Raw genomic sequence first — 14,735 nt, forward strand, 5'->3', positions numbered from 1 at the left:
GTGAAAAAAGACTTACCACGAAATGACCTTAAATGAATTTTTACCGGAGGAATTGTATGAGTGACAAGATTTATGAACCGAGTAACGCGAATATGCAGCAGGGAGCAAGAAATGTGCTCAAATATCTGGCCGAGATCACATATGAAAAGATGATCACAGGACAGCATACGCAGACGATGGAGCAGGAAGAGCTTAAGCTGATAGAGGAAAAGACGGGAAAGAGGCCGGCGCTTTTGGGCTTTGAACTTTTGTCTTATTCACCGAATATAAACTATCTCGACACTGATGATGAATGTATGGATGAGATCGTTCATAACAACGGAACGCTTAAGAAAGCCTGGGAATGGGCTGATGAACATGGGCTTATCACATTCACATGGCACTGGTTCTCGCCTCTTTACGGTAGGTCTAAGGCTTTTTATACAGAGAATACTTCTTTTGACCCTGAAAAAGCTGCAACCGAGGGCACTGCTGAATATAATGCGATGATCTCGGATCTTGACGTAATGGCCGGGGTACTGAGGCCGTTTTGCGAAAAAGAGATCCCTATTTTGTGGAGACCGTTCCATGAGAGCGACGGAACATGGTTCTGGTGGGGAGCGAAAGGCGCCGAGCCTGTCAAAAAGTTGTACAGAATAATGTATGAGCGCTTTGTGGGCGTGCATCATCTTAACAATCTTATCTGGGTGTGGAATTCGCATATTAAGGAGTTTTATCCCGGAGATGACGTTGTGGATGTGATATCGGTCGACCTTTATACCGATAAGCATGTCCATACAGCATATTCCGGGCAGTATAATGAACTTAAAGAAATAACCGAGATGAAAAAGCCCATGATTCTTGCGGAAGTAGGTGTTCTTCCGAATCCCGAGGCTGTTCACAATGAACATATAGGGTGGGCGAGCTTTATGACATGGTCTTTGGATTTTTGCAGGACAGAAGAATATAACACATTTGAATTTTTGAAAGATGTATATAACAGCCCGAATGTTGTAACAAAAGATAATCTCCCCAAACTATATGAGGTTAAAAAGATATGAATGAAGTAGAAGGAATAAAGCGGATAAAAAAACTGATTGATAGAGCCAAAGCGGGTGAAGAACTTGTACTTGGCTTCTTTGGAGGCTCGATAACTCAAGGATCTTTGTCATCCAAGCCAGAACTGTGCTATGCATACAGAGTTTTTGATTGGTTTAAAAAAGAGTTTCCGAATGCAAAGTTTCATTATGTGAATGCCGGAATAGGCGGAACCTCCTCATATTTTGGAGTGTCCAGAGTTTATAAGGATCTGCTTATGTACAGACCTGACTTTGTAATCGTGGATTTTTCCGTAAACGATGAAGAGGCAGAGCTTTTTAAAGAAACATATGAGGGACTGATAAGACGAATATGGTACTCGGATACAGAGCCTGCAATGCTGCTTCTTAATAATGTGTACTATGACGATGGCAGAACAACAGAGGATATACATTTAGAAGTCGGAAAGCACTACGGAATTCCCAACGTGAGCATTAAAGATACGATATATAAGAGGATGCTTGAAGGAAGATATAATAGAAATGACATTACACCGGATGGACTACATCCCAATGATCTCGGACACGAACTTCTGGCAAAAGAGATAACGGATAGGATCAATGAAATATGCGGTATGAACGTATCTGATTGCCAAGAAGAGCAGGAAAAAGAACCTGTTACAGCAAATCGCTTTGAAGCTTCTTTAAGATATACCATTGAAAACAGCAGTCCGATATTATCGGGCTTTAGAGCCGATGCGAGAGAAAAAGAAGGACATCTTGACTTCTTTAAAAATGGTTGGATAGCTACCAAGGCAGGTGATTCAATTCACTTTGAGCTTAGCGGCGCAAGGACGATTGCCATTCAGTACAGAAAGACAATAAACAGACCTGCTCCCGTTGCGCTGGCAGTTTTGGACGGATGCAGGGAAAAAGCTGTTGTACTTGATTCGAATTTTGATGAAGACTGGGGCGATTGCCTTTATTTGCAACCTGTGCTGAGCGAAAACGAAAGAAAAGATCACATATTGGATATAGAAATAGTAAGTGCCTCGGAAGCAGATAAAAACAGCTTTTATCTGTTATCATTAATAGTATCTTAAAGCAAAGCGTGAGCAACAGCGGGTTAAGGAGATTGGAGGAAATATGGCGATAGTATATAACGACAGTGAGCAAATATGGAAACTTGATACGGAAAATACATCATATGTTCTTGGAGTAGTGGATGGGAAGTATCTTTCACATATCTATTACGGCAAAAAGATAAGAAGCAGCGAGCTTTCGTATCTGCTAAGACCTGATGAGATTGTTCCTCCGTCAATCAGGCCTGCGGAGCAGCTTGGCTTCATGGATGCGATACAGCTTGAGTATCCTTGCGGAGGGATCGGTGATTTCAGGGAGTGCTGCATTTCTGTAAAGAGCGATGCGGGACAGATAGGATGTGACCTGTCATACAAGGGGTATGAGATTGTAAAAGGGAAAGCAAAGGTTGCGGGATTTCCCACGTGCTTTGGAGACAATGCAGATACGCTTGTGATAAGGCTTGAGGATGAGATTTACGGTCTGGTTGTATCTTTGTCTTTTACCGTGTTTGATGATTGTGATGCCGTAATACGTTCTGCGCTTATCGAGAACAGAGGCTCGAAAATATTATGTATAGAAAGAGCCTTGTCTTCATGCCTTGACTTTGAGATGAGAGACTGCGAAGTTATAACGCAGTGCGGCGCGTGGGCGAGAGAGCACATAATTGAAAGGACGCCTCTTAATCATGCGGCTATTACAGCGGAGTCGACAAGAGGCGAAGAAGGCCATGATTCCATGCCTTTTATGGCTGTCGTTTCCAAAAATACCGACCGGAAATGCGGAGAAGTCTACGCTTCTCAGCTCATTTACTCCGGCAATTTTATGGCAAAGGTAAAGAAAAATGCTCACGACCAGATAAGGATGGTCATGGGAATAAATCCCGAGACATTCTCATGGAAGCTTGAACCGGGAGACTCTTTTCAAACGCCTGAGGCTGCACTTGTCTATTCATCCTGCGGCCTTGGAAAGATGACAAGAGATTATCATAAGCTTTTTAGAAAACATCTGATAAGACAAGACTGGGTGAGCAAGGAAAGACCTATACTTATCAATAACTGGGAAGCAACATATTTTGATTTTGATAAGGACAAGCTTCTTGATATTGCAAAGACGGCAAGGCAGTGCGGAATAGAACTTCAGGTTCTTGACGACGGATGGTTTGGATATAACAGAAATCAGCCAAGTGGAGGGCTCGGAGACTGGTATGGCAATGAAGATAAGCTGGAAGGCGGCCTAAAGGGGCTGACCGATGAGTTAAAAAAGATAGATATGAAGTTCGGACTTTGGTTCGAGCCTGAAATGGTCTGTGAAGATACGGACCTTTATAAAAAACATCCGGGCTGGATATTACATCAAGTGGGAAGAATACCTGCGCGAGCGCGTGATCAGTGGGTTTTGGATTATTCCAATCCTGAAGTGAGAAACTATATCTATGAAAGTATGGCCAAAATACTGCGTGAAGTTCCTGTTGTATATATTAAGTGGGATATGAACAGGTCTCTTTCCGATGTCGGTTCTGAGTATCTTCCTTCAGACAGGCAGGGGGAGATTTGGCACAGACACGTCCTTGGTGTATATGAGATTCAGGAAAAGATAACCAAGGAATTTCCATATGTTCTGATCGAGAACTGTTCTTCGGGTGGAGCCAGGTTTGATGCGGGAATGCTGTATTACAGCCCTCAGATATGGTGCTCGGATGATATGGATCCTGTTGAACGTCTTTCGATACAGGAAGGTACTGCAATGCTTTATCCGGTATCTGCGATAGGATCTCATGTTGCAAAAAGCCCCAATGATATTTCGGGAAGAGAAGTTTCTTTTGAGTCGAGAGCTGTGGCGGCCATGTTTGGAACTTTCGGATACGAGCTTGATGTAACCAAACTTTCAGAAGATGAACTAAAGCAGATCCCAAAGCAGATTGCCAGATACAAAAGCATAAGAAGACTGATCCTTGACGGAGAGTATTACAGGATAGCGTCATACAGGAAAAATAAAGAATATGATGCATATATGATAGTTTCCGAAGACAAAAAGGAAGCTTTTATGATATATATGCAGGTATTGTCAAAGGCATTTTCAAGAAGCAGATTGCTTAGACTTGAAGGACTTGACTCTGATATGAAATATGATGTAAACGGAAAAGTTTATGACGGAGATGTGCTGATGAATGCGGGACTTTTGATTCCCGGAAGCAAGGACTTTGCAGCACAGTTCATTAAAATTACAGCAGTATAAACTGTTATGGATTGATTATTAAGTTAATTTAATTCATAATAAGAGCCGGAGGATAACAGATGAGACCAAAACAGAAGGTAAAACTAAAAGATATTGCTGACAGCCTGGGAGTATCTGTTGTTACAGTATCTAATTCACTGGCGGGCAGACCCGGAGTGAGCGCCGAAATGCGCACGAAGATAAAAGAATGTGCGGCAAAGATGGGGCTTGATTACAGTAAATACGGGAAGACTACGCCTAAAAAGGTTGAAAATCCGGAACTTATCGGAAAGACCATCAGCGTCATTGTTTCAGACAGATATATTTATATAGGCGCTTCTTTTTACTGGGAGATGTATCAGAAGGTCGCTTATGCGGTTTCGGAAAATGAATGCTTTACGTCGCTGAGTATGGTCAAGGATTACGACGATGACGAAATACTTCCACCTGTAACGGATGCCGACGGAGTGATAATAATAGGACCTATAAAAGAAAAGTTTCTTAACAGGCTGCTGGCGGCAGTTAAAGTGCCGGTAGTTTTCATGGATCAGCAGATTGAGACAGGTAATTACACTTCCGTCTTGTCGGGAAATTATTACGGAATGTACAGAGCCACAAAGGAGCTGGTTAAAGCAGGTCATAAAGAGATAGGATTTGTCGGAGCACTTGATTATTCCAGAAATATAATCGACAGATACTATGGATATAAAAAGTGCATGCGTGAGAACGGCCTTAAGGTGAATCGTGAATGGCTTTTGCCGGACAGGAGCGGGAATGACGAAACTCCTATGATAGAGCTACCCAAGAAACTGCCCACAGCATTTGCGTGCAGCAGTGATTTTTCTGCCGGATTGTTATATGAGGCGCTTAAAAAGCAGGGAAAACGTGTTCCGGAAGATATATCAATTGTCGGTTATGACAATTACCTGCTTAACAGCGATCTTGAAGGAAAGCTTACAACTTACAACGTTGATCTTGTGAAAATGGCCAGACTCACAGTGGAGCAGGTCATTAACGAGATAGAGGATCCGTCACTTGCAGGAACGATATTTGAGGTGGATTCCAACGTTGTGAAAAGAACATCGATAAAAGAGTTGAGGGATAATAATGCAGAGTGATGTTACATTGTCTGATATTGCAGAAAAGCTTGGCGTAAGCAGTGTTACCGTGTCGAAGGCTCTTGCGGGGAAAAAGGGCGTCAGTGATGAACTGCGTGAGGAGATACTAAGTCTTGCCGACAAAATGGGATATGTGCGAAAAGAAAAGAACCATCATCCCAAAAAGAATACCGTAATTGGAGTGATAGTTGCGGAAAGATATCTGAATCACAGTAGGTCATTCTACTGGCACATTTATAAAGAATTATCGGTGCAGTCAAATGATAAAAGAATTCTTACTCTTTTGGAGGTTATAAACAGAGAGGCGGAAGAGTCCGAAAGTGTTCCCAATCTCATTGCACAGGAGAGTGTGGATGGACTGATAATTCTTGGAGCTTTCAATGTCGGATATCTTCGTATGCTTAGAAACAAAGCCAAGATACCGATGCTTTCGCTGGATTCTTTATATGAGGAGATAGAAGGTGATGCGGTGATAACCGATAATATCCTCGGAGGGTATGAGATTACCAGATATCTGTTTGATAAAGGACACAGGAAGATCGGATTTGTCGGTACTTTGAAGGTGACACCGAGTATTGACGAGCGGTACATAGGAATGTGTAAGTTCCTGTCATCGGCAGGTCTGGATGTTGAGTTTAGGGATAATCCATTGGTGATCAATGACAGGGATAAATATGGTAATCTTGACGCAGAGGGGACATTTGCGCTTCCTTCGGCAAAAGAGATGCCGACAGCTTTTTTCTGCAATTGTGATGTATCTGCGCTTTTGCTTATCGAGCATTTGAAAGAAAAAGGATACAAAGTTCCCAAGGATATTTCTGTCATCGGATTTGATAATTATGTTCCCGATATGAACAAGAGCATTGAACTTTCAAGTTATGAAATAGATCTTAGTGTGATGATAAGTAAGGCAATGGAGCTGCTGACGCAGAGACTTCGTAATCCCGATATGCCTTTCAGCTCCGCGATGATACGCGGAAAGCTGATCGTCGGGGACTCTGTGAGAGCTGTTTGATAGTGGAAAGGCCAATCGTTCGCGCGTGGGCATTTCGCGAGTGATTGGTCTTTTTTTGCTTTAATTAATTTAAGTTAATTTAAGAAGGTTTGTCTATAAATAATTAACAATATTTAAGGAGTCGTTTTGTTGAGGATTAACGAAACGGCTCTTTTTTACTGAATTTTGTAAAAGTGCTATTGAAAAATGGTGATGAACAAATATAATATTAATTAACTTAAGAACAATGTATTGGAACCATGGTTTTACTTAAATTAATTAAAAGGGGTGAATGAAATGAATTTAAAAAGGACTATTGCTCTATTGGCTGCTGCAGCTGTGGCTGCATCTCTCGTCGCATGTGGCTCTTCACCGAGTGCAGGTACGGAACCGGGAACGGCAGGTTCCGAGGCTTCTGGAAATTCCGGTAATGCCGGTAACGGTGGCACTGCAGATACTGCGGATAACAACTATACATCTGTTGTTCTGGGTGAGACGGGGAAGGATATCAAGACTACGATCAAGATTCTGACACATAGAACGGACATGGTTGGTGATGATTATTCGGGAAAAAGTTGGAAAGACTATGTTGCGGAATTTAATAAGATTTATCCCGAAATTACAGTAGAATTTGAAGCTATTACAGATTATGCGGAAGATTCGCTTCTTCGTCTTCAGGGTGGTGACTGGGGCGATATTATGATGATCCCGGCGATCGATGCATCTGAGCTCTCGAATTATTTCATGCCGTATGGAACAGTAGATCAGATGAAAGGTGCTATCCGTTTTGCTACGGACAAGCAGTATAACGGAATATGTTACGGGGTTCCGTCTACGGGAAATGCTCAGGGTGTTCTTTATAACAAGGCAGTATTTGAGAAGGCAGGAATCACAACTTTACCCAAGACACCGGAGGAATTTATAAATGACTTAACTCTGATAAAAGAAAAGACGGATGCGATCCCTCTTTATACAAACTATGCCGCAGGCTGGACAATGGGAGCATGGGATGCATATATTGCGGGAACTGCTACAGGTGATGCAACATACATGAATCAGAAGCTTGCTCATACGGCAAATCCTTTCGCCGATCCAGGTGACGGATCACATGCATACAATGTGTATAAAGTCCTTTATGATGCAGTTGCAAAAGGCCTTATTGAGGATGACTATTCAACTACAGACTGGGAAGGCTGCAAAGGCATGCTTAACAGAGGCGAGATCGGAACTATGGTACTTGGCTCATGGGCATATTCTCAGATGCAGGCAGCAGGAGATAAGCCTGAGGACATCGGATATATGAGCTTCCCTATCACGGTTAACGGCAAGCAGTATGCTACAGCAGGTCCTGATTACGCATTCGGAATCAATAAGGATGCAAGCGATGAAAATCGTATGGCGTCACTTCTTTTTGTAAAGTGGATGACAAATGAGTCGGGATACTCATACAACGAAGGCGGTATTCCTATCAATGCCGAAGATGACAAATATCCCGATCTTTATGCGGCATTTGACGGAGTTGAATATGTTTCCGACGAACCTGCACTTGCGGGAGAAGAAGATCTTAAAGATACACTCAATTCCGATTCGGAACTTAGCATTAACAGCGGTGGTGACAAGAAAGTTCAGGCAATCATAGAGCATGCATCCAACGGTGATATGACTTTTGACCAGATCATGGACAGTTGGAATAAAGCGTGGACAGAAGCACAGGAACTTAACGGAGTTGATACAGACAACTGATTTATAAATTTTTTATGAGCTGCGGGGGAGGGGCGGAATTGTATGATTCCGCCTCAACTTATAGAAAGAAAGTGAGATAACCCTATGAACAAAAGAAAGTGGAAACAGGCACAGGTAATATTAACATTTCTCATTATTCCGGTAGGATTACTGATTTTGTTCACATATTATCCTTTTGGTAAAATGGTCCAGTTCAGCTTTTATAACATGAAATACATTGGACCAAGGAAATTCGTGGGATTCAAAAACTATATACAGATTTTTAAACGTGAAGATATTCTGAGAACGCTGCTTTTGTCACTGTATTATATGGCCGGAGCGGTTATTCAGGTATTTCTTGCATTATATCTTGCAACAATATTCTGCTTTAAGGTAAAAGCTGAAAACTTCTGGAAGGGATTTATTTTCTTCCCTTATCTGATAAACGGTATAGCTATCGGATTCATTTTCAAGTTTTTTTATACAAGAGGATTTGTGCTGGACACGGTTCTTCAAGCGATAGGTTTCAATCCGAATGATCTTCCGTATTGGTTAAAAGACCAATCGATAAACAACTGGTCGCTCGTATATTCGTCGGTGTGGAGATACCTGGGCTCGACAATGGTTCTTTTCCTTGGGGCAATGATGTCGGTGGACAGTACGCTTTATGAAGCAGCGTCGATAGATGGCGCAAATAAGTGGCAGACATTCTGGCACATCATTTTACCGAGCATAAAGACAATAGTAACACTGAATGTAATCTTGGCTATTACAGGATCTCTTTCGGCATTTGAGCCGCCTTTTGTTATAACAAGCGGTGCAAACGGCACGGGAACATTCTTTGTAGTAATGAATGATATTGCTCATACAAGTCAGAAGGTCGGACTTGCCAGTGCGATGGCGGTATTCCTTCTTGTGATCATCTTCATTGCCAAATTTATTCAGGATGCAATATTTAGGTTCCTGTTTAGAAATGCGGGAACAGATATGGATGAAAGAGCGTTCAAGAAACAGCGTAAAAGGGAAGCAAAGGCAAGAATGCAGATGCAAAGAGGAGGTAAATAATGTCATCAGATACAGTAATTGCAAGTGTTGTTCCGAAGAAAAAGAAGCGTATTGGTGATATTGTTTGGGGAATCATAAAGTATGCTTCTGTTGCACTTTGTGCTTTTTTGGCAGTACTGCCTATAGTATCCTGTGTCATAACTTCGCTGAAAACAGAGGTTGAGTATCAGAGCACCAATGTTATGACACTTCCGGAAAACTTTTTTAATTTTAACAATTATGTTCAGGCTTTTGCTCAGGCAAATATGGGACTGGCATTTATTAACTCGGGAATAATTCTTTTATTTGTACTTGCGGGATCGACCATGATAGGCTCTCAGCTTGCATATGTTCTAAATCGCTTTAGCTTTCCCGGCAATGCGCTTATCAGGAATCTGTTTACTTTTGCGGCGCTTCTTCCGGGAATTGCCATGCAGGTTTCGGTATATGAAATAATGGTAAATCTCGGACTTGTAAATACTTTGTACGGATACATCATCATGATGATGGGAACGGATGTAATGTCAATTTACATCTACATTCAGTTTTTTGAAAACCTTCCCGTTTCGCTTGATGAAAGTGCCTTTTTGGACGGTGCGAATTACTTCCAGATTTATGCAAAGATATTGTTTCCGCTCTTAAAACCTGCGATTGTTACGAATCTGATTCTTAAGGGCGTTGGCGTTTACAACGAGTATTATTGCGCGAACCTGTATCTTCAGGATAAAAGAAAACTCTGTACGGTAGCCACATCATTGTACACATTCACGGGGCCTATGGGTAATCAGTATCATCTTATCTGTGCCGGCGTGATCATGTCACTTCTTCCTGCTCTGATAATATTCTTGCTTTGTCAGAAACAGATTTATAACGGCGTTGCAGCCGGTGCGGTAAAGGGGTGATAAGTAATGGTCAGTGAAATAAAGGAGCATCTTCTGAATGGGATCATACCTTTTTGGAAAGGTTTAAGAGACGATGAATTCGGCGGATATTACGGCTATATGGGCTATGATCTTGCCGTTGATAAAAAATATGAAAAGGGCTGCATACTAAACAGCAGGATATTATGGTTTTTTTCAAGAGCATACAAAGTTCTCGTAGATAAAACGCTTTTAAGCGAGGCTACGCATGCGTATGAGTTTTTAAAAAAATATTGCATTGATGATGAATATGGCGGGGTATTCTGGTCGGTATCTTATGACGGAAAGCCTCTTGATACTACAAAACATACATATAATCAGGCTTTTACCATCTACGGACTGTCTGCTTATTTTGATGCATCGGGAGATTGGGAAGCACTGAAGATGGCTGTTTCGCTCTACGAACTTATAGAAAAGAAAATGCGTGATGAGCGTGGATATCTTGAAGCGTTCGACAGAGAGTTCAAGCCTGTATCAAATGAAAAGCTGTCGGAAAACGGTACCGACGCGGTAAGGAGCATGAATACTCTTTTGCATGTTATGGAGGGATATACGGAGCTTTACAGAGTATCGGGTGATGGCAGAGTCAGAAAATCTTTATATGAGATTCTGAAAATAGTAAGTACCAAGATATATAATCCAAAGCTTCGCAGACAGGAAGTCTTTTTTGACAAAGATTATAACAGCCTGGTCGATCTTTATTCCTACGGACATGACATAGAAGCGGCATGGCTGATAAATAGGACAACCGATATTCTTGGCGACGGTGACCTTTCGGCAAAAATCGGCAGAATGACGGAGGAGATGGCGAGTGAAGTATATAAAGTTGCTTTTGACGGAAAATCAATTCCCGTCGAGGGACAGAATTCAGTTGTAAAAGAGGACAGAGTCTGGTGGGTGCAGGCTGAAGGAATTAATGGATTTCTTGATGCATACGAAAGACATCCCGAGAAAAAAGAATATCTTGAGGCGGCACGGGCTCTTTGGGATTACATAAAAGAATTTGTCATCGATAAGAGACCCGGATCTGAGTGGTTCTGGTATGTCGATAAAAACGGCGTATCCGCGAAGGACAAGCCTATAGTTGAGCCGTGGAAGTGTCCGTATCATAACGGAAGAATGTGTTTGGAGGTAATAACAAGAAATGTTACATGAGAGATATTACATTGAAAAGGATAGACAGGAAAAGCTCATGTCGCGGAAGAATGAACCTGCGGATTTTTATAACGGAGTATATACAAGATATAAATATCCGGTTCTTACAAGACAGCATATTCCGCTTACGTGGAGATACGATCTTGATATAAAGAGTAATCCGAATTTTCAGGAGAGGCTTGGGATAAATGCAGTTCTTAATTCAGGAGCCATTAAACTTAATGGGAAGTATTATCTTGTTGCCAGAATAGAAGGCAATGACAGAAAGTCTTTTTTTGGAGTTGCTGAAAGTGATAACGGCATAGATAATTTCAGATTTTGGGATTATCCGATCTTGCTTGATGACACTTGTAAGGAAGAGACAAATGTCTATGACATGAGGCTTACGCAGCATGAGGATGGTTGGATATACGGAGTGTTCTGTTCCGAGAGCCACGATGATTCCACAAACGATCTCTCGGCGGCAGTTGCGGCAGCAGGAATTGTAAGGACAAAAGATCTTAAAAAGTGGGAGCGACTTCCTAATCTTGTTACAAAACGCTCGCCTCAGCAGAGAAATGTTGTTCTTCATCCTGAGTTTGTTGACGGAAAATATGCTTTTTACACCCGTCCAATGGACAGCTTTATCGATACCGGAAGCGGCGGTGGTATAGGCTTTGGGCTGTGTGATGATATTGAACATGCAGTGATAGATGAGGAAAAGATTCTTAGCAGAAGAAGATATCATCAGATTACGGAAGCCAAGAACGGTGAATGCGTTGTGCCTATAAAGATAGACAAGGGATGGCTTCATATCGCACACGGCGTAAGAAATACGGCAGCAGGACTAAGATACGTCCTTTATGCCTATGCAACAGATCTATATGATCCCGGAAAAGTTATAGCGGAGCCCGGAGGACTTCTTCTTGGACCGCTTGGATGGGAGAGAGTAGGAGACGTTTCAAACGTTGTATTCTCAAACGGCGCGATTGTAGAAGAAAACGGCGATATTCTTCTTTATTATGCAGGCAGCGATACAAGGGTATATGTTGCAAAAACAAGTATTGAACTTCTTAGTGATTATATCTTCGGAACTCCCGAAGATCCCGGCAGAAGCGTGCTTTGCGTGCAGCAAAGATGCGAGCTTATAAAGAAAAATCTTGAAGTATTAAAAAATGAGATTTAAGGAGCAAATATGGCAGTATTGAAACTACAGGCTCCCACCAAAGATTATCTGTGGGGAGGAAACCGCCTTGTCGACGAATTCGGTAAAAGACCGGCAGGCGATGTGACCGCGGAAAGCTGGGAGCTGTCATGTTATCCCGGTTGCGAGTCTGTGATTGAAAACGGTGAGTTTGCGGGAAAGACGCTCACTGATTATATAAATGAAAAAGGTAAGAATGTCCTTGGAAAAAACTGCGAGAAATTCAGGGAATTTCCAATACTTATCAAGCTTATTGATGCAAGAAAAGATCTGTCATTGCAGGTTCATCCGTCAGATGATTACGCTCTGAAAAAAGAAGGGCAGTACGGAAAGACGGAGATGTGGTATATAATTGATGCCAAAGATAATGCTTTTTTGTATTATGGCTTTAAACGCGAGATTTCCAAAGAAGAGTTTCGAAAGCGCATAGAGAATCAGACTCTTACAGAAGTTCTTAATGCATATCCCGTAAGCAAAGGGGATGTTGTTTTCATTGAGGCGGATACTCTGCATGCAATCGGTGAGGGGATTCTTCTTGCAGAAATTCAGGAAAATTCAGATATCACTTACAGGGTGTATGATTACGGAAGACGCGATAAGAACGGAAATCTGCGTAAACTTCATATAGAAAAAGCACTTGAAGTGACCGATCTTTTTCCAGCAAAAAAGGTTTCGAGACCTGAACCGCATATCGGAAACTGCAAATATTTTACGGTTGATAAAGTCAATCTAAGCGGTAAGATCATGAATAAGCTTAGCGGTACGGTTGACGAGAACTCGTTTTTACATATTCTGTTCCTTTCGGGAGAAGGGGAAATAAAGAATGACAACGAGGATGTGAGATTTAAAAAGGGCGACAGCTTCTTTCTCCCCGCCGGTGATGGAAATTATGAGATTTGCGGAGAGTGTGAGGCACTTTTCACGTATATTTAAGGATGAGAATATGCTTAGAGAGTATAAAATTTCAGAAATAGAAAAATTGAAGATTCATGGCAGGAGAACTGCATGTCTTGATCCTTTAACGCTGTTCTGGAATGGTTCGGGAATAGAAATGAATGTACGTGCCACTGTGGTGAAACTTCGCTGTTACGCAGACTATTCAGTCTTTGAGCCGTGGATTGATGTTCTTGTTGAAGGCGTAAGATATCAGAAGAGACCGCTTGAAAAGGGAATAAATGAGATCACAATCTGGCAAGGAAATGCGGGATCTGGCGAAAGTGATATTCCGCTCAGAAATATCAAGATTATGCGAGATACACCCGCTATGGCGGCGGATGGTGATACCCTGATACGGATTGAAGCTGTTTTTACCGATGGTACATTTGAAAATGTGGATGAACCGGGGCATAGGATTGAGTTCATAGGAGACAGTATAACATCAGGCGAAGGCTGCATGGGGCCTGTCTGTGAACAGGACTGGAATAGCGCATGTTTTGATGCTTTCGATAATTATACATATATCACAGCTCAAAAACTGGGGGCTGACTATGAGGTTTTCAGCCAGAGCGGTTATGGCTTTGTGTGGTCCTGGAATGGCAATCCGAAAGAAAATATGCCGTTATTCTATGATGAGGTGTGCGGGCTTGTTCCGGACGGAAAAGCTTGTGAGCTTGGGACTTATGAGAAATATGATTTCTCTCTTTTTGAACCTGATATCGTCATTATTAATTTGGGTACGAATGATGCGGGTGCGTATTCCGTAAGTAGCCATGAAGCTGCAAGGAGCATGGGAAGTGATAATATTCACTATCTGAATGAAAAAGGTGAGATCCCGTCGGAGGATGTGGCAGTGCTTAAGAACGGCGCAAAAGCTTTTTTGAAAAAGGTCAGAGAGAAGCGCCCGGGTGCCATAATAATATGGGCTTACGGAATGCTGCTTCAGGATTCTGATATAATTAACACTCAGATGACAAACCTGCTGTCAGCGGCAGTTGCTGAGTATTCCAAGCAGGAAAACGACAGCAAGGTATATTATCATCAGCTTCCGCCGACACTTGCCGGAGAGTTTGGCTCGAGATCGCATCCCGGCCATGCGGCTCACAAAAAGGCAGCAGAATCATTGGTGAAGAAGATAGAGGCGGTGTTGGGAGTGTGATAGAAAGACTTGCATTTGTGGGATGTTTTGAATCATAGATTCAAGGCGCTCGCAAACAGGCCATTTGAGTCGGTTTCGCCGAAGAAATTGTTTGTTTACTGTATCAAGCTCTCACGAAATCTGCAGCCGATGCGTATTGGATATTTCGGATGTTTATGCTTGTTAGTTGAATTACAGTCAGCTTACCCTGT

General features: G+C 42.1%; 12 protein-coding genes. All 12 read left to right on the top strand.

Going from position 1 to position 14,735, the window contains the following annotated elements:
• The first annotated feature begins 56 nt into the window (after window positions 1-56).
• The 12 genes from DL92_RS0100090 (at window position 57) to DL92_RS0100145 (ending at window position 14,544) form a co-directional block, all read left to right on the top strand.
• On the top strand, window positions 57-1,040 hold the full coding sequence (locus tag DL92_RS0100090; protein ID WP_026666545.1) for a glycosyl hydrolase: 984 nt from the start codon (window positions 57-59) through the stop codon (window positions 1,038-1,040).
• The gene (locus tag DL92_RS0100095; protein WP_026666546.1) at window positions 1,037-2,119 is read left to right on the top strand and encodes an SGNH/GDSL hydrolase family protein; all 1,083 of its coding nucleotides are present in this window, start codon (window positions 1,037-1,039) and stop codon (window positions 2,117-2,119) included. The genes DL92_RS0100090 and DL92_RS0100095 overlap by 4 nt, the downstream gene beginning before the upstream one ends.
• A 43-nt stretch (window positions 2,120-2,162) precedes the next feature.
• Window positions 2,163-4,334, top strand: a complete 2,172-nt coding sequence (locus DL92_RS0100100) for an alpha-galactosidase (RefSeq protein ID WP_026666547.1) — start codon at window positions 2,163-2,165, stop codon at window positions 4,332-4,334.
• 59 nt (window positions 4,335-4,393) lie between these two features.
• Window positions 4,394-5,431: a LacI family DNA-binding transcriptional regulator gene (locus DL92_RS0100105; RefSeq protein WP_026655283.1), complete on the top strand. Its 1,038-nt coding sequence runs from the start codon at window positions 4,394-4,396 to the stop codon at window positions 5,429-5,431.
• The gene (locus DL92_RS0100110) at window positions 5,421-6,446 is read left to right on the top strand and encodes a LacI family DNA-binding transcriptional regulator (RefSeq protein ID WP_026655281.1); all 1,026 of its coding nucleotides are present in this window, start codon (window positions 5,421-5,423) and stop codon (window positions 6,444-6,446) included. The genes DL92_RS0100105 and DL92_RS0100110 overlap by 11 nt, the downstream gene beginning before the upstream one ends.
• A gap of 276 nt (window positions 6,447-6,722) precedes the next feature.
• Window positions 6,723-8,168 carry an ABC transporter substrate-binding protein gene (locus DL92_RS0100115; RefSeq protein ID WP_026655280.1) on the top strand — a complete coding sequence of 482 codons (1,446 nt, stop codon included), beginning with the start codon at window positions 6,723-6,725 and terminating at the stop codon, window positions 8,166-8,168.
• Between the two features lie 84 nt (window positions 8,169-8,252).
• Window positions 8,253-9,212: a carbohydrate ABC transporter permease gene (locus tag DL92_RS17745; protein ID WP_051625183.1), complete on the top strand. Its 960-nt coding sequence runs from the start codon at window positions 8,253-8,255 to the stop codon at window positions 9,210-9,212.
• Window positions 9,212-10,093 carry a carbohydrate ABC transporter permease gene (locus tag DL92_RS0100125; RefSeq protein ID WP_051625184.1) on the top strand — a complete coding sequence of 294 codons (882 nt, stop codon included), beginning with the start codon at window positions 9,212-9,214 and terminating at the stop codon, window positions 10,091-10,093. The genes DL92_RS17745 and DL92_RS0100125 overlap by 1 nt, the downstream gene beginning before the upstream one ends.
• 6 nt (window positions 10,094-10,099) lie before the next feature.
• The gene (locus tag DL92_RS0100130) at window positions 10,100-11,266 is read left to right on the top strand and encodes an AGE family epimerase/isomerase (protein WP_026666549.1); all 1,167 of its coding nucleotides are present in this window, start codon (window positions 10,100-10,102) and stop codon (window positions 11,264-11,266) included.
• Window positions 11,256-12,431, top strand: a complete 1,176-nt coding sequence (locus tag DL92_RS0100135; RefSeq protein ID WP_026666550.1) for a glycoside hydrolase family 130 protein — start codon at window positions 11,256-11,258, stop codon at window positions 12,429-12,431. Before DL92_RS0100130 ends, DL92_RS0100135 begins: the two co-directional genes overlap by 11 nt.
• 9 nt (window positions 12,432-12,440) lie before the next feature.
• A complete protein-coding gene (locus DL92_RS0100140; protein WP_026655276.1) occupies window positions 12,441-13,382 on the top strand; it encodes a type I phosphomannose isomerase catalytic subunit in 942 nt (313 codons plus the stop codon).
• Window positions 13,339-14,544, top strand: a complete 1,206-nt coding sequence (locus tag DL92_RS0100145) for an SGNH/GDSL hydrolase family protein (protein ID WP_051594106.1) — start codon at window positions 13,339-13,341, stop codon at window positions 14,542-14,544. Before DL92_RS0100140 ends, DL92_RS0100145 begins: the two co-directional genes overlap by 44 nt.
• Window positions 14,545-14,735: the final 191 nt, after the last annotated feature.

The organism is Butyrivibrio sp. AE2005, from assembly GCF_000686965.1.
In the GTDB taxonomy this organism is placed as follows: domain Bacteria; phylum Bacillota; class Clostridia; order Lachnospirales; family Lachnospiraceae; genus Butyrivibrio; species Butyrivibrio hungatei_A.

Excerpts from the sequence above, each read along its gene's own strand:
- DL92_RS0100090 (WP_026666545.1), top strand. The coding sequence starts at position 57 with ATGAGTGACAAGATTTATGAACCGAGTAACGCGAATATGCAGCAGGGA.
- DL92_RS0100095 (WP_026666546.1), top strand. The coding sequence starts at position 1,037 with ATGAATGAAGTAGAAGGAATAAAGCGGATAAAAAAACTGATTGATAGA.
- DL92_RS0100100 (WP_026666547.1), top strand. The coding sequence starts at position 2,163 with ATGGCGATAGTATATAACGACAGTGAGCAAATATGGAAACTTGATACG.
- DL92_RS0100105 (WP_026655283.1), top strand. The coding sequence starts at position 4,394 with ATGAGACCAAAACAGAAGGTAAAACTAAAAGATATTGCTGACAGCCTG.
- DL92_RS0100110 (WP_026655281.1), top strand. The coding sequence starts at position 5,421 with ATGCAGAGTGATGTTACATTGTCTGATATTGCAGAAAAGCTTGGCGTA.
- DL92_RS0100115 (WP_026655280.1), top strand. The coding sequence starts at position 6,723 with ATGAATTTAAAAAGGACTATTGCTCTATTGGCTGCTGCAGCTGTGGCT.
- DL92_RS17745 (WP_051625183.1), top strand. The coding sequence starts at position 8,253 with ATGAACAAAAGAAAGTGGAAACAGGCACAGGTAATATTAACATTTCTC.
- DL92_RS0100125 (WP_051625184.1), top strand. The coding sequence starts at position 9,212 with ATGTCATCAGATACAGTAATTGCAAGTGTTGTTCCGAAGAAAAAGAAG.
- DL92_RS0100130 (WP_026666549.1), top strand. The coding sequence starts at position 10,100 with ATGGTCAGTGAAATAAAGGAGCATCTTCTGAATGGGATCATACCTTTT.
- DL92_RS0100135 (WP_026666550.1), top strand. The coding sequence starts at position 11,256 with ATGTTACATGAGAGATATTACATTGAAAAGGATAGACAGGAAAAGCTC.
- DL92_RS0100140 (WP_026655276.1), top strand. The coding sequence starts at position 12,441 with ATGGCAGTATTGAAACTACAGGCTCCCACCAAAGATTATCTGTGGGGA.
- DL92_RS0100145 (WP_051594106.1), top strand. The coding sequence starts at position 13,339 with ATGAGATTTGCGGAGAGTGTGAGGCACTTTTCACGTATATTTAAGGAT.